The sequence below is a fragment of the Paenibacillus sp. Y301 genome (genome assembly GCF_059445505.1).
Map to the genome: position 1 here is coordinate 1 of NZ_JCAIUL010000026.1, position 26137 is coordinate 26137.

A 26137-nucleotide genomic window follows, 5' to 3' on the forward strand; every position below is an offset into this window, starting at 1 on the left:
GTGTTACTCACCCGTCCGCCGCTAAGTCGTTTTGGAAGCAAGCTTCCAAAACGACTCCGCTCGACTTGCATGTATTAGGCACGCCGCCAGCGTTCGTCCTGAGCCAGGATCAAACTCTCCAAATTGGTATTTAGAAAGAGCGATATGCTCATTTTGAAACAAACTGACAAGAACATAAATGTTCTTTATTTTAAAAAATTCACATCATCCATTTGTTCAGTTTTCAAAGAACTTATTAATCTCTGTAATCAACATCTTCATGTTTTTCACAGGAATTAAATCATATCATTTTCATTCTTCTAAGTCAACTCTTTTTTTCAGGTGATTAGAAGTTTGTTAAGTCGTTTGCTTGAAGCGACATTTAATAATTTAACATGTTATTCGACATAATGCAAGCTTTTTTTCATAAACTATTTAACTTCTTTTTCTACATTTCTAAGAGTGAACATATCTTTTTATAATTCGTCTCTATTCATTAGAATGGAGCAATGTCAAAAACATCTTGTAAAAAGGTATAATCAACTCAAAAAGAAGAGGGAAACGCTATTGAAAGAGTGGCTAAATAGAACAACTAAAGGTTATGGTCCGAAACTAGCCTCTATTCATTATTGGAATGCATGGATTGTAGTTATTTTAGCTCTTAGCGGTTTAATTCTACCGAGTAGCTTCTGGAGAGAATTCCTAGGCGAAGGTCGCGTATGGCTCAAATGGCTTCATGTAGGTGTCGGCCTAGTTCTCCTGATCCCCATCGTATATTACCTTCTACTTGTGAAGAAACATTGGAGACAACTCCGAGGAAAGCCATGGCAAAAGTTCAACGTAATATTTGTTCTAACTTTACTAATAGGTTGGATTGGTTCAGGGATTATCCTGTGGCAAATTCGTGCATTCGATCCGAGTTGGTTGAACTCTGCACTTCTTGTTCATGATCTACTCACTTGGATTGGACTACCGTATATCATTTATCATTCCATCACACGCACTCGATGGCTTAAGTAACCTGAGAAAAGAAGCGTAAAAACAGGATCCAAACAACAGACTCAGATTCCCAGCTCCTCACAACCCTTATATACTCGTCGCGCATTTATTAAGTCCATCGTTGGCATTGGCGTTGCCGTGACGTTGGGTCCTTCTTTTATCAAATGGGTCAGTCACAGTCTTGGTGCTGGTCAAAGTATGAAAGACGCTCTTAGCTCTAACCCTAACAATCTAGTTCCTGCACCACAACCTGCTGTATCTTCACTGCCTCCTATCGGTGGTGGAGCCCAAGGTGACTTCAGAGTGTACACAGTTACACCAATCCCGACTTTTAATAACAGCAATTGGTCTTTTACGATAGATGGCTTAGTTGATCATCCTTCGACTTAGAATTGGGAACAATTCGTTGCGTTAAGTCGTACTGTCCAAGTAAGTGACTTCCATTGCGTTACGGGGTGGTCAGTATATAAGAATACTTGGGAGGGCATTCCACTTAGAACCTTTTTGAAAGAAGCTGGCATTAAATTAGAGGCAACTACCGTTAAATTCTACTCGGGTGATGGGGTATATACCGATTCACTAACACTAACACAAGCGCAAATGGATGATGTACTCGTCGCTGTTCTTCATGACGGTGAAGTTATTCCTGCTGATTATGGAGGTCCAGTCCGCCTAATCGTACCCCGCATGTTTGCATATAAGTCTGTGAAATGGTTAAACCGAATTGAATTAATCCAAGGTGATTACACCGGTTACTGGGAAGAACGAGGATATGACAAAGATGCCTGGGTATCTAGGTCAAATAAAATACCCTATTAAACGCCACATGGTAATCCCCAAATAAACAGTACCTATCTCTATGGAGATGATTACTAATCAGGACAGCGAACTGTTAAATACTCTTTTATACTAAAAAAATGCAGTAGCCTCTTCAACATTCAGGGCTACTGCATTGTTATATATCTATATCTCCAATAGGCGAATAAACTCATCCTCATCTTCGATCACATGAATACCAAGCTTTTGGGCTTTGGCGAGTTTACTACCTGCCTTCTCCCCAGCAATAACGAGATCCGTCTTAGCTGATACACTACCTGTAACTTTTGCGCCCAACGCTTCTAGCTTATCCGCGGCTTCATCCCTGGTTAACTGGTGTAGCGTACCTGTTAATACAACCGTCTTCCCACTAAAGAATGAATCGCTTTTGATAACTCGTGGTGCCTCAGGCGCTTTCGCTTGAACGCCTAATGCGAGCATCCGATTAATCCCCGCTTGCATAAAAGGATCCGCAAAAAAGTTCACGATACTCTCAGCTACGATTCCGCCAACGTCCGGTAATACCACTAATTCCTCAACCGTCGCTTCCATTACCGCCTGTAATTCACGATAATGTTCAGCCAACATTCGGGTTGTCGCTTTACCCGTATTAGGGATACCTAATGCATAAAGAAATGAAGCAAGGTCACGTTCTTTGCTCTTCTCTAGGGCTTGCAGCAGATTATTCGCCTTTTTCTCCCCGAATCGATCTAACTTAACTAGATCTTCAAAGGTCAACGTATACAGGTCTGCAGGTTCGCGTACATCCAATTCCGTGTTCAGTTGTTCAGCAGTCATAACACTAAACGTGTCGATGTCCATCGCATCACGAGAGGCAAAATGAGTAATTCGGCCAATTAATTGTGGCTTACAATCAAGGCTGTTGTGACAGAATAGATGCGCACCCTTCTGCTCCAATGGAAACCCACATGAAGGACAATGTGTCGGGAACACAATCTCTTCCCCATCACTCTCTTCGGTTACCTTACCCAGAATCTCTGGAATAACGTCATTGGATCGGCGAATAAACACTCTAGCACCTAAGGCATGCTTCAAGTTCTTACGTTCAATATCTCCGATATTGTTCAACGTACAGTTCTGCACCGTAACTCCTGCAAGTTCAACTGCTTCTACTCGAGCTACTGGCGTGATTTTACCGGTACGACCTACTTCCCATGATACAGATTGCAATACCGTAGTCGTCTCTTCCGCTTCAAACTTGTATGCAACAGCCCATCTTGGGAATTTATCTGTGTATCCGAGTACACCTCTTGTTTCCATATCAACAATTTTTATAACCGCTCCATCAATAAGGTAATCCAGACCTGCACGGCGTTCTACGATCTTCGCCAATTCTTCCGTAACATCATCGAAGTTCTCGAAGTACGTAATAAATGGATTGACCTTAAATTGATTCTTGTGTAAGTAGTCCATCATTTCTTGATGGCTATCAAACGTAGTGGTGTCGCTATACCCTACATTGTAGAAATAGGCACTTAATCGACGAGAGGCCGTTGCCTTCGGGTTCAAGTTACGAAGTGCCCCCGCTGCAGCATTACGCGCATTCTTAAGTGGCTCAGCCGCCGTTAGATTATAATCGCTCAAGACGGATAAATTCATAATACCTTCACCTTGAACTTCAATCGTTCCCTCTGAGAATGGAATCGTAAGCGGCACTGATTTGATCGTCTTGACCTGAGCAAGAATCCCTTCACCCACAACGCCATTTCCACGAGTCGCTGCCTGAACTAATCTTCCGTCCTGATAAGTCAGATTAAGCGTCAATCCATCGAACTTCAGTTCAACAGCGTAACATGGATTGGGCAAAGGTTTGTCAGGGTTCTTGCTGTTATAATCTGTGACTAGTTTGATGACCCGGTTATTCCAACTACGAAGTTGGTCAATGTTCTGAGCCTTATCCAGACTCCAGAGCGGTGAGAGATGACGATGAGGCTCGAAGCCTTTGAGTAGCTCTCCTCCTACTCTCTGTGTTGGTGAATCAGGAAGTATCATGCCACTGTCCTTCTCTAACTGTACCAACTGATCATATAGAACGTCATACTCCTTATCACTTACGAGAGGTGTGTCCATTGTATAGTAATGATAATTATACTTGTTAAGCTCAGCTACGAGCTGCTCCATGGTATGCATCGAATCCATGCGGGCGTATCCCTCCGTCATTCAATTGTAATTCGTGCTCTTGTTACTCCACCTTGGTAATCGGTGCAAATCCCGCTAACAAGCGTTTCACACCCACAGGTGCTGGAAAAGCAATCTGTAACTCCGTATCATTCCCGCTACCTTTTATAGAGACAATTACACCGACACCCCATTTACCATGGGACACCTTATCTCCTGCCTTGAGCGCAGTTGGATCAGAGGCACTTCCGTCTGGAGCGGTATTTGCCTTCATAGATGTAGTAACAGTCACGCGACTTTGTGAAGATGATGCTGAAGCGGTAGATCCACTAAGAGAGGAGTTCGATCCACTACGACCAAAGTTGCTTCCTCCACCGTTCCCTAAACTACGCCCTCCATAAGAGCCACCACTAGTACCTCCACGCTGATATCGATCACGATCCCGTGTCATCACAGTGTCTTCTTTAAGTTCATCCGGGATTTCCTCTAAAAAGCGAGAGGGTTTATTCGCAGTCGTCCGTCCAAACAAGGTACGCATCTGTGCGCAAGAGAGAAATAGCTGCTTCTCAGCACGTGTAATCCCTACATAAGCAAGGCGACGTTCTTCTTCCAACTCTTCATTATCAGAGAATGCACGACTGTGAGGGAATACCCCTTCTTCCATTCCGACGATGAAGACAACAGGGAACTCCAACCCTTTTGCACTATGCATGGTCATCAGGATAACGGAATCCGTTTGTTCTTCTGGATCGTCATTCACACTATCGATGTCTGCAATCAAAGCCAGATCTGTTAGAAAAGAGACTAACGTCTTATCTTCATTATTCTTCTCAAATTCCATTGTTACAGACAAGAACTCATCAATATTCTCTAAGCGGGAACGAGACTCAATGGTCTTCTCAGCTTCGAGTTCTATACGATATTTGGATAACTCCAGAATCTTCTCTGTTAATTCGGTCACCGATAAAAACTCTACCATTCGATGTAATGACTCAATCATATCGTAGAATCCTACCAGCGCATCTCGGGTCCGACCTGCAAAACCTAAATCGTCCACATATTGCAACACACGGAAAATAGAAGTACCTCGTTCTGAAGCTGCTGCTGCCAACTTAGCTACTGTCGTATCCCCAATTGCTCTCTTCGGTACATTAATAATTCTAGTTAAACTGATATCATCATCAGGATTTGATAATAGCTTTAAATATCCTAGAAGATCTTTAATTTCTTTACGATCATAGAACTTAATGCCGCCTACAATCTGATAAGGTATATCTGATTTGATTAGAATTTCTTCTATAACACGAGACTGTGCATTCGTACGATAAAGGATCGCATGATTCTGGTACGATTGTCCTTCTTTCACATTCTTACTGATCTCTGAGGTAACAAAGTATCCTTCATCATGTTCCGAGTTGGCACGATATACTTTAATCTTGGCGCCTTCTCCTTTGTCGGTCCACAACTTCTTCGGTTTCCGGCCGGTGTTCAGATTAATGACTTCATTCGCTGCGTTCAGAATATTCGAAGTTGATCGATAGTTCTGTTCCAAGAAAATCGTCTGTGCTTCAGGATAGTCCTTCTCGAAATTCAAGATATTACTGATATCTGCACCACGCCAGCGGTAGATGGATTGATCACTATCTCCTACTACACAAATACGCTTATGACCTTCGGCCAACATACGACATAACATATACTGTGCACGGTTGGTATCCTGATATTCGTCAACGTGGATATATTGAAATTTTTTCTGATAAAAATCGAGTACTTCAGGCACTTCTCTAAACAACTGAATCGTTGTCATAATAAGATCATCAAAATCTAGCGAGTTATTGAACTTCAGTCGTCTTTGATACATTTTATATACTTTAGCTGCTAGTTCTTCGAAATAGTCTGATGCCTTCTGTTCAAATTGATCTGGTAATAACAACTCGTTCTTAGCCGCACTAACTATCGATTGGATGGCTTTAGGTTCGAATTTCTTCGTATCGATATTTAATTCTTTCATGCAACTACGGATAACAGATAATTGATCTGTGGAATCTAGAATAGAAAAACTTGATGAGAATCCAATCCGTTCAATATCTTTACGCAAAATACGAACGCACATCGAGTGAAAGGTAGATACCCAAATATCTCGTCCTTCTCTCCCTACTAGCTTCGATACACGATCTTGCATTTCACGTGCTGCTTTGTTCGTAAACGTAATCGCCAAAATGGCCCAAGGTGGAGCTTTACGTTCTGCAATAAGGTACGCGATCCGGTGTGTTAACACCCGCGTCTTTCCGCTCCCCGCTCCTGCCATAATTAAAAGTGGCTTGTCTGTGGCTTTCACTGCTTCTTGCTGCGGTGGATTGAGTCGTTTGATTGCTTCATGTATATCAATAGGTTGCATGCGTGCATGCTCCTTCCAAATATCTGTATTGTGGTGATGAAAAAATTGTGTGTGATGCCCCTCTACGGTGACGGATTGTCCTTACGATCGCTGTTGCCCTCAGATTTCTTGATAATATATAAACCCCTCAGCGGTAGAAATCCAATGTCAAAGCATATGCTTCCGAAGTAGCTTTCCTACGGAAAACCTGTAGGCGACCACTACGTTTCTTCAAGACAATTCCGGCACCGAAGCTATGATCAATTGCATCAACCATTGTTTTTAACAAACACTGATTATTGCTTAATGCCATTTAGAGCCGTTAATACTACAATTATTTCCTCACAGCCTGTACTGTCTGTAATGCTTGTTCTAAATCCTCATAAAGAATGTTACCAACCACTATCGTATCACTAACTGCGGCTGCTTGTTTTGCCGTATTTAGGTCTTTAATTCCTCCGCCATAGATCAATTGCGCATTGGTTAGTTTATGATGAACCGCCCTTACGGTCTCCATATCTCCAAAAGTACCGCTGTATTCCAAATACACGATGGGTAACGACATAAGCCTGTCTGCCACTTGCGCGTACGCAATCGTTCCTGATGTATCCAGATTTGCGTTAGCTCCTGTAAGTCGTGCAACGGCGGAGTCGGGGTTCATTACAATATAACCTTCCGTTACAAGCAACTCCCAAGGAATCATATAACCATACCGATCTATGGCCTGCTGTTGATGTCCTACAATCCATGAAGGATCAGAACTATTCAGCACCATCGGAATCATGTAGAGGTCAAATCCTGGGACGATAGCTTCCATATCAGATACTTCCTGTACACATGGTAATTCATACCGTCGTATACGTGATAATAGATCTACCGTATTCTCATACGTAACTCCTGTAGAGCCTCCTACCATTATAGCATCCGTACCAGATAGACATACTGCATTCAAACTCTGTTCATCCATCTCACGATCAGGATCAAGCTTAAACACATGTCTCCAAGACTTCAACATTTCCTTCAAATTTCATACCTCCACGAATCTTCATAAAGCTATAAATCTAGTCTATGACAGCAAGGGAGTAGTGTCAATCTGTTCGCATTGAATACGAACATTTTATTATGTTCGATGAACACGTGCAAATATGCCTAAACTCCTGAGAGAGTAGGCATACTTATTATCTTATTTTGCATAATATCTATTTGGAACCCAGTACATACCACTTTTTCGTACTCGCTGATTGTAGAACCATTTCTGACAGATCATCCGTATAAAAACCATAGATGCCCATATTCTCATACTTTTTCATATCAGCGATATTATTTATTGTGTGTACATAAGTCAGCACACCTGCATCATTTAGTTTAGAGATGAACTCTTCATTTGTGCGATTCTCTGGCATCGTAACGCCGGTAATGTTATTCTGTTCCACGAAATCAATGACTTCTTCATCCGTATCTTGTGAAGCATATAATGTATAAATGATCGATGGGAAGTCATAAACTCCTTGTACTGTTTTCAACATCGGTTGGTCATAAATCTGCGGAATGATTCGCTGGAAAAGATCAGGGTTATGTCTTTTTTTAGCTTCCTTCACTATATTGCTTAATAGTTCTTCCTGTTTCTGTTCCTTCGTATCAGTCACTATATAGATGTCTGGATACTCTTCCATAAGATCGAGGATATCGCTCCAATCCAACGGAGTTAATTTCCCCAGAATAGCACTTTCTTTAAACTCCTTAGATGTCAGCGGAACAGCTTGACGGTCCTCAGGAAGTTCCTCCTCTTGTTCGAGTTCCTTCGTCATGGCTTGTGTCCATTCATGTCGAGCTACCACTTGATGATCTTCCGTCAATAAAAGGTCTACCTCAAATACCCGATTCCCTTGTTCATAATTCGCGACAAAAGCTTCATAGGAATTCGTATACGCTTGATCCTGGATCCCACCCATAGCATGTGAGATGAGTTTATAATCTGAAAATTGAGCAGGACTACTGTCACTAGATTCTCCTCTAGAAGAAGTAAGTATGAGTCCAGTCGCAATTCCCACTAATATTAGTAACGCGAATAATTTTCTCATGAGTATCACAACCTTTGTAGTCATTAGCCAAAGTGCACTACATACTAATACCCCATCTTGTCTAGGACAAAACGGGGTATTAGTGATTGCTCTACTGAAGAGGAACATTATGTACAGATTAGGTATACCCACTCAATAGGCGTTGGTATTCTTAAATCCATTCCTAATCGTCTTCATGATGATTTTGACATCTAACAGAATAGTCCAATTCTCAATGTAGAATATATCGTGGCTAATCCGATCTTCAATAGATGTATCGCCACGTAAGCCCTCGCTCTGCGCTAACCCTGTAATCCCTGGACGCACGTGATGTTTAACCATATATTTAGGAATCTCATCACGGAACTGTTCCACATAATAGGGACGTTCCGGACGTGGTCCAACAACACTCATATGTCCAAATAATACATTAAAGAATTGAGGTAACTCATCTAAGCTAGTCGAGCGTAAGAACGTACCGAAGCGGGTTCGTCTGGGATCATTCTCGGTGGTCCATCCCGTATCCACAACGGTCTTAGGCTGGAACTTCATAGACCTGAATTTATACATCATGAAGTTACGACGATTAAGCCCGACGCGTTCTTGTCTAAATATGATTGGGCCCGGAGAGGTACATTTCACACCTATAGCTACAGCCAACAGAATTGGCGAAGTTATAATAATGGCAAAGAGAGCAAAGATAATGTCGAATAATCTCTTAAACAAACGATTTCCTGCCACATCGAGCGGAATATCTCTTACATTAATCATAGGCATTCCTGCAAAATTATCGAAATAAGGTCGTGCCGGTAAGTAATCATAGAAATCCGGAATAATAAGAGTTCGTACGCCTGCCTTCTCACACTGAACGATGATATCCGTATACTTTGAATGCGCATCAAGAGGTAGGGCCAGAACAACATCATCTATGAGTTCTTGAGTAAGTATATTCTCCAAATCATCCAATTTACCAAGAATGGGTTTGAAATGTCGCTCCTCTAGGCTATCCCACACTTGATTATCATCTAAGAAACCCACGACCTCATACCCCAATTCGGGGTACTGTCTCAGATTGTTGTAGAAGCGTTTGCCTAGCGATCCTGCTCCTACGATCAATACAAATTGTCGATTGTAGCCTTTCTCACGATAATGCTTAAGGGATGCTTTAAGAACATAACGATATAATATTATTAGTAAGATATTAAAAGCCAGATAAAAAGCTAAATATACACGGGAAATATCAATTTCTTTTATGACAAACATAATACTAATCAAGACAAATAAACTGATAAAGTGGACTTGTATGACTTTAAAAAGTTCATCTGCAAATCTTTTCTTTCTCTTCGGAGAATAGAGTGTTATTACAACACCTGTTACTATGGCAATCGCACCGTAGACCAGACTCCAAAGGAAATAATTCTCTATAGGCATCGGAGTCTCATAAGGAACCCAGCCGCTTTCAAATTTAAGCCACCATGCAAGCAGGAATGACAATTGCACCACAGCGAAATCCGTTAAAATATATAATTGAGTCAATAATCCTTGACTTCTCCGGATCACGACCTCACCTCCACCTGATTGTCTTCGGGTTTCGAAACAGGCTTCGATCTACTAGTAAGCTTGTTCTTAAGATAAGCCATCGTAAATTTCAAACCTATACCCATATATATAACGCCGTTAACACCCCAAAAGTATTGGTCTTTGTAATGTTTATGATGAAACACTGCCATGGCACGATGAAATTCATAAATGATACGAGTGGGTCTGCGACGTGCGCTTCCCCCCTTGTAATGAACAATTGTTGTACGAGGGTAATAATAAATACCCCACCCCGCTTGTTTGATCCGATAACACCAATCAATATCCTCACCATACATGAAGAAGGTCTCATCCAGTCCTCCTACCTGTTCTATGCTCTCACTTCTAACCAACATAAAGGCACCAACCAAACAATCCACTGGATACTCTTCATCTGGATCGAGATGCCCCAATTGATACTGATTATACTTCGGACGATCCGGGAATAACTTAGATAAACCAAATGCATAATAAAAAGACGCTGATGGCGTCGGGAATCCACGTTTGCATGCCTTATCTAGCGAACCATTTGGTAAAATAACTTTGCATCCCGAGGCTCCTATGGTAGGGTTCTCATCCATAAATGAAATCATCGTCTGGATCGTATCCTCATGAATTATTGTATCAGAATTAAGGAGTAAGATATGTCTCCCTTTGGCTATCTCCATCCCTTGATTGTTTGCTTTTGCAAAACCCGTATTCTCATCGTTAGCGATTAGTGTCACTTGAGGGTACTCTACCGAAATGCTCTCAATAGATGTATCACTAGAGTGATTATCTATGACTATCACTTCATAGGTATAACCTGTATTTGAGGCAAATACGGACTGCAGACAGTCCATTGTAAGCTTGCATGTATTGTAATTAACTATCAAAATACTTAAATCCATGTTCAAAACACTTCTTCCTGACAAAAATAGTAATCTATCGACATTATTATAACATAGGTGGGATAAATCAGGAGAAATATAGAATATTAGAACTTGCCTGCTATAAAGACAATTTTAAAAACGATGTTATCAATGCGTGATTGTCTATAAAAGGGAGTCTTCAATATATATATAACGCGCTTAACTACGTTTTGTTGTTGTATTCGTATAAGTTCATTAACTTCATTTCTTTGTTTAAAGTCCATTAATTGTGTATATACCGTCTTAAATTCCTTAGCTTGATTACTAAGGATATAATGATTCTGTCCATTCAGAAATCTCCGAGATCGCTTCTTCCATTTGTCCATCCACCCATCTGTCGACCCACCTAGGGCATTGGATTGATGCTGACGGTAAAGAATGCTAGGTTCCGAATCAAACACGACTTCTCCAAAAGTAGACACGACTAAATAAATCCACCAATCGTGCATAATAACATTCTCTAAATTACATGGGGTATTACAACGCACAATATTCAAAGCCTCTTTGTTGATAATCATTGTACAACCGACACATACATTTTCGATTAATGCATTATAGAGAGAGAGTGGTTTTTCCGGGAAATTAGGCCAAATATTTATAGGCGCTAAGCTCTGATCTACCATTTGCGTCGCTGCACAATACATTAATGGTTGTCCTTGCCTCTTCTGAGTTAGAAGAGATATTCCCTTTATTAGCTTGTTATCGTTCCATACATCATCTTGGTCACAAAATGCATAGTAATCATATCCATCTGTGGCTCTGCCTATCAAATCAAAAAAGCTTCCTACAACTCCAAGATTCTCATTCTCAGTCATACTTATTTGGTCTGGATATTGCGCCATGTATTTATGTATTTTCCCTACAGTACCATCAGACGACCCATCATCGCGGATTACAATATGGAGTTCAACGCTTTTCTGTGAAAGTAAACTCTTCAATTGATCATCTATATATTTCTCACCGTTATAAGTAGATAATAGCACTTGTACTCTGAATTGTTCCAACCCTGTACCTCCTTCATAGCTAAAACAGTTAATGCCTTGTATTATACCATTTTTTAAGATAGTAAATTAGATGTTTTGTTCTGTACAAAAAAAACCTCGATCAATTCATCTTGATCGAGAGACTCAGATACTATTATTTATTTAGAAGTAAATTCTATAAGGAAATCCTTTAACCCTTCTCCCCAAGGACGTAAATCCTTGAAACCATTCGTTCGGATGGACAGATGTTCCATCACCGAATTAGCTGGTCGATGAGCTGGACGTGGGAATTCAGCTGTCGAACAAGGTTCTGGATTGGCAATAATGTTAAGTCCTAACTGACGAGCCTCTTCAAAAATCGCCTGTGTAAACTCATACCATGTACATGTATCACTATTGGATGCGTGATAAATGCCATATTTCTCAGTTTCCATAATTTCTATTAAGAAGTTGGCTAAATCAACTGTATAGGTTGGAGAACCCTTCTGGTCATGTACGACTTTAAGAGAGGGCTTCTCTTGCCCTAAACGCAACATTGTTTTGACAAAATTATTTCCATGTATACCGTAAACCCATGAGGTCCTAACGATAAAAAATCGCGAAGATAAGCTTTGAACTAACACCTCGCCAGCACGCTTTGACTTCCCATAAATACTTTGAGGATTGGTATTATCATACTCTTGGTATGGCTCTATACTAGTCCCATCAAATACATAATCGGTACTGATATAGATCAGTTTCGATCCGATGCTTTCAGCAGCTACCGCTATATTTCTCGTACCTACGGCATTCACCTTATAAGCACCGTCTATATCGGTCTCAGCAGCATCAACTGCTGTGTATGCTGCGCAATGGATAACGACATCCGGTTGATATTGACCAATCACCCGTTGGCATTGAGCCAAATCTGTAATATCCATCTCGTTACGATCGCATGCCAGTACATCATGACCGTTGCTACGAAGGTTATGAACGACATCTGTCCCCAATTGTCCTGTTGCCCCTGTCACAATTACTTTCATAGTGAATCTCCTAGGCGTTCTCCATACTGTGTGATCTGATATTGTTGGTATTCACCTGATTGAATACGAGTCATCCAATCTTTATTATTCAAATACCATTGGATCGTCTCTTTAATACCCGTCTCGAAATTATGCTTCGGCTTCCAACCTAACTCTTCTGTTAGCTTCGTAGGGTCTATTCCATAACGACGATCATGGCCTAATCGATCCTCAACATAAGTAATGAGAGATTCAGGTTTATTTAACTCCTGTAGGATCGTCTTTACAATATGAAGATTCGTACGTTCATTGTTACCACCAATATTGTACACTTCACCCACACGTCCTTCATGAATGACAAGATCAATGGCACTACAGTGATCTTCAACATAAAGCCAATCGCGAATATTCAGCCCATCACCATAAATAGGTAAAGCCTGATCATTCAGTGCACGAGATATAATCAATGGGATAAGCTTCTCAGGGAACTGGTAAGGTCCATAGTTATTAGAACAACGAGTGATATTCACAGGTAGTCCAAATGTCTCATGGTATGCACGAACCAACAGGTCTCCTCCAGCCTTACTTGCAGAATATGGACTATTAGGCTCTAAAGGCGTACTCTCCATAAATAGACCCGTTTCTCCAAGTGAACCATAGACTTCATCCGTAGATACTTGTACATACTTTGTCACGCCATACTTCTTAGAAGCATCAAGTAGAACCTGTGTACCCAACACATTGGTCTTCACAAACACTTCTGGCTCCAAGATACTCCGGTCTACATGCGACTCCGCAGCAAAGTTAACGACCACATCGATACCTTGCTGGAAGATTTGATCAATTGCCTTTGCATCTGTAATATCTGCTTTGACAAAGGTGTAATTCGGATGATCTTCTATAGATTTAAGATTTTCTAGATTTCCTGCGTAAGTCAACGCATCAAGATTTACAATCTGGTAATTAGGATGCTGTTGCAGCATGTATATAACGAAATTGCTACCAATAAATCCGGCACCACCAGTAACTAATAGTTTCATAAAATGATATACCCCCTACTCAAAATTAAGTTCCGCATCTTGAAGTAGCGGATGACGTTGATCTTTATCCGAAAGTATTGGACTTGATGTCGGCCAATCAATATTTAATACTGGATCATTCCATAGTATGCCGCGATCATTTTCCGGCGAATAATATTCATCTACTTTGTAGAAAACTTGAGTGTTCTGTACCAACGTGCAGAAACCGTGAGCAAAGCCCTTCGGAACTAACAGTTGACGATGATTGTGTTCACTTAAAATGACCCCCACCCATTGACCAAAGGTAGGTGAATTACGACGGATATCCACGATGACATCATAAATGGCACCCGAAAGTACACGAATCAACTTTGTCTGAGCCTTAGGATTGAGTTGATAGTGAAGACCTCGCAGAACTCCTGGTTCTGCCGAAAGAGATTGGTTGTCTTGGATAAAATCATATTTAATTCCATGTTGTTGCAATAGAGCATCATTATAACTTTCCATGAAATAGCCACGGCTATCTCCATGGACAACTGGTTCTATTATAATTGCACCCTGTAATTTTAGAGGAGTGACTTTCATAACTTAATTCCTCCTTATATTATAGTTTTAATTTCCCGAATGCTTCTCCAAAATTCAAATTTTGCGATAACTCGTTAGCCCGGGCTAGTGAGGCATGTGTACCCGCATCCGTCCACCAACCTTGAAGAATATCATACGTTAACTCATTACGTTTAATATATGCATTATTCACGTCCGTGATTTCCAATTCTCCTCGGTTAGAAGGTTTTAGAGTTTTCACAATATCAAATACTTGATGATCAAACATATAGATCCCTGTTACAGCATAATTTGATTTGGGTTCTTCAGGTTTCTCTTCAATAGAAACAATCCGCTCTCCTTGAAGTTCAGGTACCCCGAATCGCTTAGGATCTTGTACTTCCTGAATTAGGATCTTCGCACCATTCTTCTGTTCTTTGAAATTGTGAACATATGGAGTGATATCATCTTCGAATACATTATCTCCTAAGATAACAATCATTTGATCTTCCCCAACAAAATGTTCGGCCAGATCAAGAGCTTGCGCAATGCCCCCAGCTTCATCCTGAACCTTGTATGTAAAACAAACGCCCATTTCTCGACCACTACCAAGAAGGTTGACTACATCCCCCATATGATCTTTACCTGTGACGATGAGAATATCCTCGATACCTGCTTGCTTAAGTTTATACACAGAATGAAAAATCATAGGGTATTTACCTACAGGAAGAAGATGCTTATTAGTAACTTTGGTTAAGGGATAGAGGCGAGAGCCTGTACCACCTGCTAGAATTATGCCTTTCATTATGTTGCCTCCATTCATTTACTTTTAATAATTAGCTTAGAAAGTGTGTATGTTATAGGAATTGTCACTACAATAACAATTAAAGGAACAATTTGAGTTGATAAGTGGACATGTTCAACTAGAATATACAACATCAAGATGTTAATTAAGTACTGAACTAGATACACAATAGGAAACTTTATAAATTTGTTAAATGAGACCTTTTCTTTAAACACAAAAACTGTATTTAAATAGTAGGATAAAAATATCCCTGCTACATAAGAGATTGTATAAGATAAGGAGTAATTCAAGAATATGAGAAGCAATAAATAGACTAGATATGTGACTAATGTATTAATCCCACCACTAATTACAAATTTCAAGAACTCCTTACTTAAAAGTTTTGTCAATAACGTAGGATGGTCGTTCTCTACTTTCATCTAATATCCTCCAAAGATACTCACCTATAATACCTAACATAATCATAATCATACCTAACAAAAAAGTAATAAGAGCAATAATGGTAGTCCATCCTTGAAGTTCTATAAACCCGAATATAGCACCCATTATAACAAAAACACCATACAAAAAACTTAATATCGCTGTTATAAATCCAATGAAGGACATAAATCGAATAGGTGAATATGAGAAACTAATAAAAGAATCAACAAAAAGTTTTATCTTTTTGGAAAGTGTCCACCTTGATTTCCCAAGCTTTCTTTCCTGTCTTATATAAGGGATTTGTACTTGATCATATCCTAACCAATAAATGAGACTCATGATGTTTGTGTTCTTCTCTTGGATTTCAACCACTTCATGGACAACTTGTTTATCAATCAATAAAAAGTCAAATCCACCTTTTGGATAACCCTTTAACGCCAGTTTCTCCAGCAAATAATAATAGGTATTAGAGAACATTTTCTGAGAGAAAGATTCTTCACGATCTGCCCTTGTGGCAAGAATAACCTTCTTTCCTAGTTTCCAATGTTCCACCATCTCCTTAAATAATTCTGGTGGATCTTGTAAGTCAGCAGCAATAATACCAACGCAATCGCCAGTAGTGTATCCTAAACCAGCTTGTATCGCAGACATTGAACCAAAATTCCGGCTTAGTTTAATGACTTTTATCCTAGGATCTTGTTCTCTAGCTTCTATTAACAACTGAAATGAATTATCCTTCGATCCATCATCTACAAAAATAAATTCAAAATCACAATCCGGCATAATACTCTGTAAGTTCTGCAATCTTGGAATCGTATGTGGAATATTTAATTCGTTATAGTACACTGGAACAACAATAGATAATTTAATGCGGTCTGTACTCATTCACAACCTCCACGATTCTTTGTACATCTTCCATATCCATGACCGGACTTATTGGGAGACTAACTATTTCTAAATGAATCTTCTCGGATATAGGAAAAGTTAATTCATTCCACTCTTTATATGCTTCTTGCTTATGAGGAGGAATTGGATAGTGAATCATAGTTTGAATTCCGTGATCATTCATATAACTAATAAAATCACTTCTATTTGATATTCTAACTACAAATACATGCCACACATGTGATTTAGATTTCTCTTCAACATAAGGTAATACAACATGCCCATTATGAATATTATTCAAGTAATAGTTTGCTATACTTCTTCTGTAATCATTATCCGCATCCAAGAATTTCAATTTCTCACTCAAGATAGGCGCTTGTATTTCATCTAATCTACTATTATATCCTTTGAATAAATTCTCATATTTCTTATGAGAGCCATAGTTTCTTAGTGCAATAATCTTTTGATATAAATCTTCATCACTCGTGGTAATTGCTCCCGCATCTCCTAATGCACCTAGGTTTTTACCAGGATAAAAACTAAACGCAGCAGCATCCCCTAAAGCTCCTACCTTTTGATTTGCGTAAACTGCCCCGTGAGCTTGTGCACAATCTTCTATTATTTTCAGATTGTATTTCGCTGCAATACTCTGAATCGGGGCCATATTACATACTTGCCCATATAGATGTACAACCAGAATTGCTTTCGTATTAGGAGTGATGCTTGCCTCAATATTATCAGGGTCGATATTATATGTTAGTATATTAGGTTCTACTAACACAGGCGTAGCCCCATTAGCAGAAATAGACAATATGGATGCAATGTACGTGTTAGAAGGTACAATCACCTCATCTCCAGGTCCAATACCATATGCTCTTATAATCAACTCTAACGCATCCAAACCGTTAGCCACACCCAGAGCATATTTTGTCCCACAGAAATCCGCAAACTCTGATTCAAATATTTTAACTTCATCACCCAAAATGTACCATCCCGAATGCAGAACTTTATGGACACTATTTAATATAGCTTCTTCATGACGTAAATTGATTTTCTTCAGATCGAGGAACGGGATCATTTTAACCCACCTATTTCTATTGAATTTTATTACAACTCAACAATGTTTCCATCTTTCAAAGAGTATTGCTTATTGCAACTTGTACACAAAAATTCTTTATTTAGCTTCTCTCCGCAATTACAAATATACGCCTTGAATTCAGCAGGATTACCATACCATAACGTATTGTTTGGAACATTCTTTGCAACAAGAGAACCGGCACCAATCATAGAATACTTACCTATTGTATTGCCTGCTATAATCGTTGCGTTAGCACCTATAGAAGACCATTCTTCAAGAATAGTGCTTAAAAAGGTACTCGGATACTGCTTAGAGCGGGGTCGCATATCATTAGTAAAAGTCACATTAGGACCAATAAAGACATTATCACTTATCCTCAAACCATCCCATATATAAACGCCTGATTTGACTGTAACATTGTCCCCTATAATCACATCATTTTCAATAAAGGTATGGTCATTCACATTACAATTCGAACCTAGTACAGCACCCGGTAAAATATGAGCAAATGCCCATACTCGAGTATCTTCTCCTATATTATCTGTTTCAACAATAGCCTGGGAATGAATGAAATATTTACTCATGAGCCATACACCTCAATAAATTTATCGTAATCACGAATATAATCCTCTGAATCATATAGATGGGAAGCGAGCACAAGAAGAACACAATCTGACGAGAAGTCATACATTTCATGCCAGTCATTTGGTTCAAGAATAAGGACTTTTGTTTGTGAATCTAGTAGAACATCCGTTTTTCGCTTCGTATTATCTAGATATACTTTACAATTACCTGATACACATACTAAAGCTTGTCTCGTTTTATAATGGGCATGATATCCTCTTCGAACTTGCTCCATTGTTCCATAGATGTAAAATACTCTTTTAATATCAAATGGAATTGTGTTATTTTCTTCTATTACCGTTAGATATCCGCGTTTATCTCCTAACACACCAATACTCAATAGAGAGCTATCCATATTAATTGTATTCAATCTCATACTATCTCCTCACATATGAATGCATTTTCTCTTACAGATTAATACTAGCAATCTCAAAATCACCAATCACCTAATAAGAAATATTAATTAATGTGTCTGCGCTCTTAATCAGCATCTTCTATTAAATAAATATTTTATTTAATAAACTTAATACTCTTTATTTCAACAATTGAATTATTAGGAGGATCTATTCTAATTCCAGACACATTACTCATTAAATCCTGCCTATTACAATAAATTCTATTAATCCCTTTTTCTATTTTTATGAATCCACTGTACTTTTCCCCATAACTTCCATTCTCCTGCATTAAGAATATTTGCATTTCTCCTTCAATATTTGATTCAAACTCAAATGAAATATAGTCAAATGAAGTATTGCTTAGTTTATCATGTGTAAAGGAAATTTGTGGATCTATTTTTCCTGATTTTAGAACTAGCTTATTTTCATTTGTGTTAATTTCTAAATCATAATAGCCTAATTTTGAGGCATCCAAATTCATTTCATAAATAACATCACTATATTTAAGATTTCCTTCTTTATGTTGATATAAATCTAACTTATATTTATCTGTATTATCAGACAAATTCACAATTATTAGATCATTTACTAATGCTACTGAATTCTTATAAGGCCAAGCTGGCATGTTCTCAGAAATTTCAAGTGCTCTATTTCTTTGTTCTTCAGTAGGATCAATATATTCATATCCTAATGATCTCATAAATTTGCTTATCCTTATTGGGTTACCCCCATCCCATTCAAAAAAGGAAAACCCTAAAACCTCTTGCTTTATTATATTTTCCCTTTGATGTTGTATATGGTTTCCAATATATATAACTGGTTGTGATGGAATTTCTCCCATATTTAGCTCTAAAATTCTGTATCCAATTTGGTGTGCTAGTTTTACATCCTCTTGATATCTATTGTAATCACTATAAAATAACTGTGATATTGATTGAGATTGATGAAAGCTAACAAATAACGTTAAAATAACAACAAGTTTATGCAATGTTTTCTTTTCAAATGCAATATATAGTAAATACCAAGCGGATGAAACAAATAATGACAACGCTAGATTTACTCTAACAGGCATAGGAGAACCTAACAGTATTGACATCAAAAATGGAGTTATAATAAATCCCAGTAATGACACAGTTATAATAAACATATTGGACTTATAATATTTTTTAGTAATAATTCTAAAGAGAATAAGAGAGAAAACAATTAAAACAGCAATAAGACTTGGAAGTATTACGTAACTCCCATAAATAAGGTTTCCCATTATTAGATTTTTATAATAGCCTAACAAACTATTCATTATCTCAGTAGTATCACTCTTGCCCCACGCTACAAAGTTCGAAACATATCCAGACTGTGGGATAAACTTCCCTACTATTTTATCAATTATTTTATATAGTACTAAGCTCATTGTAGCAATAAGAATATATTTTAATATTGTTAAAATATATTCTTTAACGCTAACCTTTTTATTAATTTTTTGGGAAGACATTACGTATATAATTGAACATACAATTACTCCACATATTAAGACTGGTAAATATGATTGATATATAGAAGTTGCAAATGTAGTTAATATCAATCCACCAAACATATAGAAATAGCTTCTTTTTAAAACTGCCCACTTAAAAACCAACAAAGTAGCAAATGAAGTCATGATCCATCCTAGCCCTAATTCAAAACTCATTATTGAAAATCCAATATTTTCCGAAAAGGCTGGGAATGTTACAAACATTAACGCGGTAATAAGACCAGGTGTATCGAATCCTCCAGACTTATCTCTATTTACATTTGAACTATTAAATACATAAGCCCAAATTATACCGCTAAAACTAAAAGTAGCTACTGCTAAATACGTACTAGTTACTGAATTAGTAAGTGTATTATTAAGCAATAATTTAAGTAATGCTATTCCAAAACGTCCCTGTCCACTCCATACAGAATTAATAGAATCTGAAAATAACGATTTTTCTTCATCAATTGAAAGAGTAAAATGTGTTAGAGGAAACCCATATGCAAATAAGGCAACAAATATTACAATACCACATAACAATTTATTATCTTTTAGATATTGTAAAAATAACCGGGATTCTACATTCAACATACTAGATACTTCCTTAACCCATCTCATTTTTTCGTCCTACTCCTTACTAAATAAGTTGCCACTATTAGATTACGTTTTTAACTCTCAACGAAATAATATAACTATTAATTATTTTTTACCCCATACCGATATAATTTATTTTGCAATTCTAGATTCTTCTACCGCTTCTTTTGTAGCTTGTAAATAAGCATAACCGTATTTCTTATCCGGTTCCAGATATGCTCCTTCACCCCACTCGTTCCACGCATTAATAAACACCATCTGATCATCTAAATCCGTTCTATTCTTACCTTCTAGTATCACATCTTTGAGCCATTGTTTATATAACGCAGGTGTAGCGCCTTGAAAAATCATGCCTTTATTATTTCTACGAGCGGTATTATCCCACATTGGCATTACAGCACGATAAAGCTTTGGTAAGTTGTAATTAAAGTATTTCTGATTCTCTACTAGATCTTTGTAGTCAAAAACCTCACCAGAAAAGTCGCTACGGATATAATCAATATCTTGAGTGATATTCTTTAAGTTTGTATACACAGTGCCTGGATGGAACTCTGAAATTGCATCATAGCCTATGCCGAGTAAGTCGAGCTCCACCATGTTTTCTTTTACAGCAATAATGTATAATTCACCGATTCCCTGCTCATGACAATATTCACGCCAATATTGAAGGACTGTGTTGGGTTCTGGCATCAATGCCGGTCTATAAACGGTTATCACCTTTTTACCTTCCACAGTTATATAACGTTTATCCTTTAAAAACCGAACCATATCGTGAATTACATTTTTATAACTTTCAACGCTTTTCGGCTGTTCCATCAAAATACCCGAGTTGGTCCCATCGAAACGTTTGGTCCAGTTTTCATTAGCCCAGCAAAGAGAAAATGGGAAATCTAAACTTTCGTCTGCAAGGAACATCTCAATCGGCTTTTCAAGTAGCCGCTCTCCATCAAACCAATAGTAATAGAAGGAAAATCCATAAACTCCATGCATTTGTGCCAATTCGATCTGTCGCATCATATTTTCCTTTAGTCTTAAATCATAAAATCCAAGTTCACCCGGCAATCTTGGTTGATAGTGTCCCACAAATTGAGGAACTGCACGGCAAACATTATTCCACTCTGTTACTCCCTTACCCCACCATTCCTCATTATGCTGATCAGGATGAAATTGCGTGAGATAATATGCAATTATTTTACTATCACTACTTTGACGACGATAAGGTGTCTCTGTAATCGGCACATACGCAGATTCATCTTTATCAGGGATTCTTAATATTTGCTCAATATAATTTTTCTGATCTAAATTGTACTCTACTACTGCATTAGAAGTTAGAACTGGACGAATTTCAATGTTTTCCTGTTCCTCAGGTGAATAAGACAAAAGGGATGGTCTTATTGACTTCTTCACCTTAAACAGGAATTTTTCTTTTGATCTTGGAGATAAAATCGGAAGTTTCCAAAATATTTTTTTTAACACACGATAACCTGCCTTTTCTTGAGGCGGTGTTATGATTGGTTGTTCTATATCAATAGCACCCTCAGACGAATGACTAGGCACATTAACTTCACTAATCGGCATTGACCGAATTGAATCATTATTTCTCACTAAATCGACTGTTTTTTGTGTAATAGATTGCCATGTATTTTCTAACGCTTCCTGTTTTAACAGACCACAATAATCAGTGTCAAAACGTAAAGTCATCGCTTCATTTACATGATTAATAAATTCCTGCTCTGTATTTGCAATTAAACAAGATTTATATTTTAGACACTCTGGTAGTGCATAAGTGACTACAGGTTTTTGCTGCGCCATATATTCAAAAATCTTTACAGGAGAAACAGACTTTGTAATATCATTTATAATGAAGGGCAATATAGCAATATCATAAAATGCAGCATATTGACTCAACTGAATATATGGTTTCGAACCAATAAAATAAACATTCTGATATTCCAAAAGACCGCTTTCCTTCAAATGATCATCATGTTCGTAGCCAATCAATAATAGAATATACCTGTTATCATCTGCTAACTTTTTAAGTAGATCATAGTCAATCCACTGTGCAAGTGCACCATGATACCCAATAATAGTTTTCCCTTTATTTACAATCTGTTGAATATCTATAGGACACTCAATATTATTACGATCTACATTCCAATGTTCATAGTCAACACCATTTGTGATCATGTCCATATTACGTCTACGATAAGGTTTAACCTGATCAAACAGTTTATCAGAGGTTGCAACAACAGAAATTTCTTCGTTTCTCAAAACATATTCGTGTCTTTCAAGCACAAACTTAGGAATATTCCCAGTTATTTGCGGTGTGATTTCATCTATATATTCATAAAGAACAGCATAGCCCTTTGCAAGAAATGATTCCAATTCTTCAATAGTCGTAGCTAGATCAATAGACTGCAACCGAATGATTTTAAGACCCGACTTTCTATCCAATATTTCAAATAGTTTCTTTTTCACTTCATAATTATCAAGATTCACAATACAAAGGGTAGGTGAAATGAATTCACACACTTCGATATCCTTATCCACTAATGGATGTGCACCATAGAACGATATCCCTCCTACATTCCCTGCTTGAAGAGATAAGTGTTGAAACCGTTGAAATAATGGCGTGTTCCATCCCATTGGAACATGGAAAATATCTATAAAGCTATGAGGAGTTTGATCGATCCATTGATCGATCTCTTGCCAAATATCACTTGTTTGGACTATTTCAGCAATTTTTCCAGATTCCTTTACATTTGCAAGGCTTTCCTTTCCTTTAACGAAAATCTTCTTAGTTGTTTTTCTCCATCCATTGGTTTTAACATTTTGCTCAGTCTTCTTCAGTAGTTTGTAGTATTCTCTAATCATATTCACCACTTGCTTTTTCCCAAGTTTTACAGTATCTAATGTTAATCTCAACGGCTTTGTCAATTTCCAACTCGTTGAATTTATAACCCCATGGTATTCATTTGATAATATAGCTTTTTGGGAAGACAATAATTGATTTTCCTTCAATAATAGAGAGGCTTCCAACATAGACGCATCACGCTCAGAAGTAATGAGATCCTTCTCTAAGCTTAATGAGTTTTTCTCAGAGATTAGAGAAACATTTTCTAAGCTTAATGAGTTTTTCTCAGAAACTAGCGAATCTCTTTCTGAGCTTAGCGCCATTTTCTCAGAAATTAGCGAATCTTTTTCTAAACTTAATGTATTAAATTCCATAGTAATATGCTCGTTTTTATTTTCACTCTTCTGTAGATCTATCGATAAATCATCGTATTGTTTTGATATCTTTAAAAGTTCTTGATGATGTGTATTTTGAATCGCTTCTCTACTAGCTAATTCCGATTCCGTCCCTTTTACAACCTCAGCATATATCTGATCATCTCTGAGGATTTGCATTGAACAATGTATCTTTACTATCTTTCCATCAATAAATTCATCATGTAATAAGTAAACCGGGTCGGTTGTTAGAAATAGATCTCCATCAGAGTTAAACGGATACCCGTTATATGGTGTGAACTCAACCTTCAATCCATCAATTTCAGCATATTCGATTTTACACTTGCATAATTGTCCTTCAATCGGATCAAATCGTATATTCTTTATATATGGATATTGATGAATATCAAATTCAAGAGTTATTTCTTCCAAACTACCATCATAGATTTGCTGGCACTTATCCTGATCACTAAATCCACTTCCAGTATCTATGTATAGGTTTGCAGTACAATTATTAGCATCAAATACGGATTCTACTTTTGATAAAGAGATAGTCTTTTTTTGATAGACAGACTTATCCATCATTTTGACATAATTAGCTGAAAAGAATCCTTCCCATTGGTAGAATACTAGTATCATTTCATCAGATATTTCGAATGTTTGATAAATCTCTTCTTCTGACACAAGAGATGTAGAATACTTATGCTTCTCATAAAATTCTTTAACAGAACGCCAAAAAATAAATTTGATAGGTAAACCACAGTCAACAAACCACTCATAGTCAAAGATTATCAGTTCGTCATTGTTATAGAAAACATTGTCAAATAAAACATCTATATTATTAAACGACGTAAATTCTAATTCATCATCAAATTTAATAGGTCCAAATATAGCATGGAACTTCTCGGAATATGTGTTATTCCCAATTGAACCGTACGAAGTGAGCATATAATAAAACTTATGTAAAATAGACAAAAATCTTACTTTGTCATGTTTACCTTCTTCACCCAACAATACCTTTTCCATTGTAGGATATTCTAAAAAATCACACACCAAATCATTACCCACCAGTTGGGAAGGCAATAAAGAGACTTCATGATTCAATTTATTTCTCTGGCGATAGAAATGATTCATTTGTTCTAAATGTCCAATAGCCTTTGTTGAAAGGGCTTGCTTCTTTACTTTCGTTTCTTCCCCTTGAGTATAGATTACTGTGCATATTTTAAATGAATCATCTCTATTAGCATTAATTTTCACATATAATATTTCTTCATCACTTTGTTCTATCTTTAGGGTCTTTTTACGAACATCAATTAAGAATGAGTTGGCAAAGGAGGCACCTGCTTCCTCTTTCACCAAAAGGTTTTGCATCTGTATTTCGTCAAAAAACATATAGCGATCTGTATCATAACTATGAACATCATAGGAAAGTGGTACCTTGTCAAATCCACCATCCGTAAAAACAACCTCTGGGAACTTATAGTCCGGATATGGATAATAAAACTTTTCAATATTCAAGTTACAATTATCAACTAATGCTGTTATTTCGCTTTTAGAAAACGTTCTTACTTTTTTGTTCGATGGATAATCATCCAATCCTACAAATAATTCTCCAGTGTGATCTTCCTTTGCACCGGAGAAGTATTTCAATCCCAATCTATTTTCAATTGCAATTAGAATAGATCCATCATCATTCAGTGAATTTGATAACATGTTTATAAACGTTTCGTATGGCTTTTCTCCTGAAGTAAATCCACCTGCATATTCCAACACGCCATTTACAATGACATAATCAAATTTATTATTGAATTGCATATTTCCTAAGTTTCCTACAAATATTTCTAAATTGTCATACTCTTTATGGCGTTCATAATTAATAGTTGCTCGTTTCTCTGTTAGTTCAACAGAAGCAACATATTTTGCCTTTTCACACAGTAATCCAGTGATTGCACCACAACCAGAACCCACTTCTAATATAGTGCAGTCCTTTTTAAACGGATACCAGTTTAGAATATTCTGTCTTAATTGAGAGAGGTGGTAAAATACAGGCCAACTAACATTATTTAATTCTTCTAACTTTGAATCGCTTTTTGAGCGTACAATCTCTAGTATCTCATCTTCAATTGTAACTCCGTCCGAATATTCCGTCTCATTCTCGTAGTATTTCAAGTTAAGCTTCGCCATGCGATCGAC

21 protein-coding genes, 1 rRNA gene and 1 pseudogene are annotated in these 26137 nt (G+C 37.6%); 3 read left to right on the forward strand and 20 right to left on the reverse strand.

Going from position 1 to position 26137, the window contains the following annotated elements:
* Window positions 1–125 (reverse strand): 16S ribosomal RNA (locus AC1D69_RS24350); the annotation flags it as partial.
* Window positions 126–546: 421 nt separating this feature from the next.
* On the opposite strand from AC1D69_RS24350, the gene AC1D69_RS24355 reads away from it, so the two are divergent.
* The 3 genes and pseudogenes from AC1D69_RS24355 to AC1D69_RS24365 form a co-directional block, all read left to right on the forward strand.
* On the forward strand, window positions 547–999 hold the full coding sequence (locus AC1D69_RS24355) for a hypothetical protein (RefSeq protein WP_495458700.1): 453 nt from the start codon (window positions 547–549) through the stop codon (window positions 997–999).
* A gap of 117 nt (window positions 1000–1116) precedes the next feature.
* Window positions 1117–1368 carry a hypothetical protein gene (locus tag AC1D69_RS24360; RefSeq protein WP_495458701.1) on the forward strand — a complete coding sequence of 84 codons (252 nt, stop codon included), beginning with the start codon at window positions 1117–1119 and terminating at the stop codon, window positions 1366–1368.
* 15 nt (window positions 1369–1383) lie between these two features.
* A pseudogene (locus AC1D69_RS24365) lies at window positions 1384–1797 on the forward strand (molybdopterin-dependent oxidoreductase); the annotation flags it as partial.
* Window positions 1798–1941: 144 nt separating this feature from the next.
* Here AC1D69_RS24365 and ligA read toward each other — a convergent pair.
* From ligA to AC1D69_RS24460, 19 genes are all read right to left on the reverse strand, one after another.
* Window positions 1942–3954, reverse strand: coding sequence for an NAD-dependent DNA ligase LigA (gene ligA, locus AC1D69_RS24370; RefSeq protein ID WP_495458702.1), 2013 nt, complete (start codon window positions 3952–3954; stop codon window positions 1942–1944).
* A 43-nt stretch (window positions 3955–3997) separates the two neighbouring features.
* Window positions 3998–6331 carry a DNA helicase PcrA gene (pcrA, locus tag AC1D69_RS24375; protein WP_495458703.1) on the reverse strand — a complete coding sequence of 778 codons (2334 nt, stop codon included), beginning with the start codon at window positions 6329–6331 and terminating at the stop codon, window positions 3998–4000.
* Between the two features lie 127 nt (window positions 6332–6458).
* Window positions 6459–6623, reverse strand: a complete 165-nt coding sequence (locus AC1D69_RS24380; protein WP_495458704.1) for a hypothetical protein — start codon at window positions 6621–6623, stop codon at window positions 6459–6461.
* 21 nt (window positions 6624–6644) lie between these two features.
* A complete protein-coding gene (gene pcrB / locus AC1D69_RS24385; protein ID WP_495458728.1) occupies window positions 6645–7325 on the reverse strand; it encodes a heptaprenylglyceryl phosphate synthase in 681 nt (226 codons plus the stop codon).
* A 184-nt stretch (window positions 7326–7509) separates the two neighbouring features.
* On the reverse strand, window positions 7510–8391 hold the full coding sequence (locus tag AC1D69_RS24390; RefSeq protein WP_495458705.1) for a phosphatidylinositol-specific phospholipase C/glycerophosphodiester phosphodiesterase family protein: 882 nt from the start codon (window positions 8389–8391) through the stop codon (window positions 7510–7512).
* 132 nt (window positions 8392–8523) lie between these two features.
* On the reverse strand, window positions 8524–9930 hold the full coding sequence (locus tag AC1D69_RS24395) for an undecaprenyl-phosphate glucose phosphotransferase (RefSeq protein WP_495458706.1): 1407 nt from the start codon (window positions 9928–9930) through the stop codon (window positions 8524–8526).
* Window positions 9927–10838 carry a glycosyltransferase family 2 protein gene (locus AC1D69_RS24400; protein WP_495458707.1) on the reverse strand — a complete coding sequence of 304 codons (912 nt, stop codon included), beginning with the start codon at window positions 10836–10838 and terminating at the stop codon, window positions 9927–9929. The genes AC1D69_RS24395 and AC1D69_RS24400 overlap by 4 nt, the downstream gene beginning before the upstream one ends.
* Before the next feature lie 86 nt (window positions 10839–10924).
* Window positions 10925–11863: a glycosyltransferase family 2 protein gene (locus tag AC1D69_RS24405; protein ID WP_495458708.1), complete on the reverse strand. Its 939-nt coding sequence runs from the start codon at window positions 11861–11863 to the stop codon at window positions 10925–10927.
* A gap of 137 nt (window positions 11864–12000) precedes the next feature.
* Window positions 12001–12864: a dTDP-4-dehydrorhamnose reductase gene (gene rfbD / locus AC1D69_RS24410; protein ID WP_495458709.1), complete on the reverse strand. Its 864-nt coding sequence runs from the start codon at window positions 12862–12864 to the stop codon at window positions 12001–12003.
* Complete coding sequence (gene rfbB / locus AC1D69_RS24415; protein ID WP_495458710.1) at window positions 12861–13883, reverse strand: dTDP-glucose 4,6-dehydratase; 1023 nt, start codon at window positions 13881–13883, stop codon at window positions 12861–12863. Before rfbB ends, rfbD begins: the two co-directional genes overlap by 4 nt.
* Before the next feature lie 15 nt (window positions 13884–13898).
* The gene (gene rfbC, locus AC1D69_RS24420) at window positions 13899–14447 is read right to left on the reverse strand and encodes a dTDP-4-dehydrorhamnose 3,5-epimerase (RefSeq protein ID WP_495458711.1); all 549 of its coding nucleotides are present in this window, start codon (window positions 14445–14447) and stop codon (window positions 13899–13901) included.
* A gap of 19 nt (window positions 14448–14466) precedes the next feature.
* Window positions 14467–15210 carry a sugar phosphate nucleotidyltransferase gene (locus AC1D69_RS24425; protein ID WP_495458712.1) on the reverse strand — a complete coding sequence of 248 codons (744 nt, stop codon included), beginning with the start codon at window positions 15208–15210 and terminating at the stop codon, window positions 14467–14469.
* Window positions 15211–15224: 14 nt separating this feature from the next.
* Window positions 15225–15629 carry a GtrA family protein gene (locus tag AC1D69_RS24430; RefSeq protein ID WP_495458713.1) on the reverse strand — a complete coding sequence of 135 codons (405 nt, stop codon included), beginning with the start codon at window positions 15627–15629 and terminating at the stop codon, window positions 15225–15227.
* Entirely contained in the window at window positions 15580–16515 is a 936-nt protein-coding gene (locus AC1D69_RS24435; RefSeq protein WP_495458714.1) for a glycosyltransferase family 2 protein, read from the reverse strand. Before AC1D69_RS24435 ends, AC1D69_RS24430 begins: the two co-directional genes overlap by 50 nt.
* Window positions 16496–17593 (reverse strand): DegT/DnrJ/EryC1/StrS family aminotransferase, encoded by a 1098-nt coding sequence (locus AC1D69_RS24440; RefSeq protein WP_495458715.1) that lies wholly within the window; start codon window positions 17591–17593, stop codon window positions 16496–16498. Before AC1D69_RS24440 ends, AC1D69_RS24435 begins: the two co-directional genes overlap by 20 nt.
* Window positions 17594–17622: 29 nt before the next feature.
* The gene (locus AC1D69_RS24445; protein WP_495458716.1) at window positions 17623–18177 is read right to left on the reverse strand and encodes an acyltransferase; all 555 of its coding nucleotides are present in this window, start codon (window positions 18175–18177) and stop codon (window positions 17623–17625) included.
* Window positions 18174–18587, reverse strand: coding sequence for a sugar 3,4-ketoisomerase (locus AC1D69_RS24450; protein WP_495458717.1), 414 nt, complete (start codon window positions 18585–18587; stop codon window positions 18174–18176). Before AC1D69_RS24450 ends, AC1D69_RS24445 begins: the two co-directional genes overlap by 4 nt.
* Window positions 18588–18727: 140 nt before the next feature.
* Window positions 18728–20740: a glucosyltransferase domain-containing protein gene (locus tag AC1D69_RS24455; protein ID WP_495458718.1), complete on the reverse strand. Its 2013-nt coding sequence runs from the start codon at window positions 20738–20740 to the stop codon at window positions 18728–18730.
* Between the two features lie 108 nt (window positions 20741–20848).
* On the reverse strand, window positions 20849–26128 hold the full coding sequence (locus AC1D69_RS24460) for a glycoside hydrolase family 99-like domain-containing protein (protein WP_495458719.1): 5280 nt from the start codon (window positions 26126–26128) through the stop codon (window positions 20849–20851).
* Window positions 26129–26137: the final 9 nt, after the last annotated feature.

Bases quoted from the DNA above. Each gene is read 5' to 3' on its own strand.
- ligA (WP_495458702.1), bottom strand. From the start codon at position 3,954: ATGGATTCGATGCATACCATGGAGCAGCTCGTAGCTGAGCTTAACAAG.
- pcrA (WP_495458703.1), bottom strand. From the start codon at position 6,331: ATGCAACCTATTGATATACATGAAGCAATCAAACGACTCAATCCACCG.
- AC1D69_RS24380 (WP_495458704.1), bottom strand. From the start codon at position 6,623: ATGGCATTAAGCAATAATCAGTGTTTGTTAAAAACAATGGTTGATGCA.
- pcrB (WP_495458728.1), bottom strand. From the start codon at position 7,325: ATGTTGAAGTCTTGGAGACATGTGTTTAAGCTTGATCCTGATCGTGAG.
- AC1D69_RS24390 (WP_495458705.1), bottom strand. From the start codon at position 8,391: ATGAGAAAATTATTCGCGTTACTAATATTAGTGGGAATTGCGACTGGA.
- AC1D69_RS24400 (WP_495458707.1), bottom strand. From the start codon at position 10,838: ATGGATTTAAGTATTTTGATAGTTAATTACAATACATGCAAGCTTACA.
- rfbD (WP_495458709.1), bottom strand. From the start codon at position 12,864: ATGAAAGTAATTGTGACAGGGGCAACAGGACAATTGGGGACAGATGTC.
- rfbB (WP_495458710.1), bottom strand. From the start codon at position 13,883: ATGAAACTATTAGTTACTGGTGGTGCCGGATTTATTGGTAGCAATTTC.
- rfbC (WP_495458711.1), bottom strand. From the start codon at position 14,447: ATGAAAGTCACTCCTCTAAAATTACAGGGTGCAATTATAATAGAACCA.
- AC1D69_RS24425 (WP_495458712.1), bottom strand. From the start codon at position 15,210: ATGAAAGGCATAATTCTAGCAGGTGGTACAGGCTCTCGCCTCTATCCC.
- AC1D69_RS24430 (WP_495458713.1), bottom strand. From the start codon at position 15,629: ATGAAAGTAGAGAACGACCATCCTACGTTATTGACAAAACTTTTAAGT.
- AC1D69_RS24435 (WP_495458714.1), bottom strand. From the start codon at position 16,515: ATGAGTACAGACCGCATTAAATTATCTATTGTTGTTCCAGTGTACTAT.
- AC1D69_RS24440 (WP_495458715.1), bottom strand. From the start codon at position 17,593: ATGATCCCGTTCCTCGATCTGAAGAAAATCAATTTACGTCATGAAGAA.
- AC1D69_RS24445 (WP_495458716.1), bottom strand. From the start codon at position 18,177: ATGAGTAAATATTTCATTCATTCCCAGGCTATTGTTGAAACAGATAAT.
- AC1D69_RS24455 (WP_495458718.1), bottom strand. From the start codon at position 20,740: ATGAGATGGGTTAAGGAAGTATCTAGTATGTTGAATGTAGAATCCCGG.
- AC1D69_RS24460 (WP_495458719.1), bottom strand. From the start codon at position 26,128: ATGGCGAAGCTTAACTTGAAATACTACGAGAATGAGACGGAATATTCG.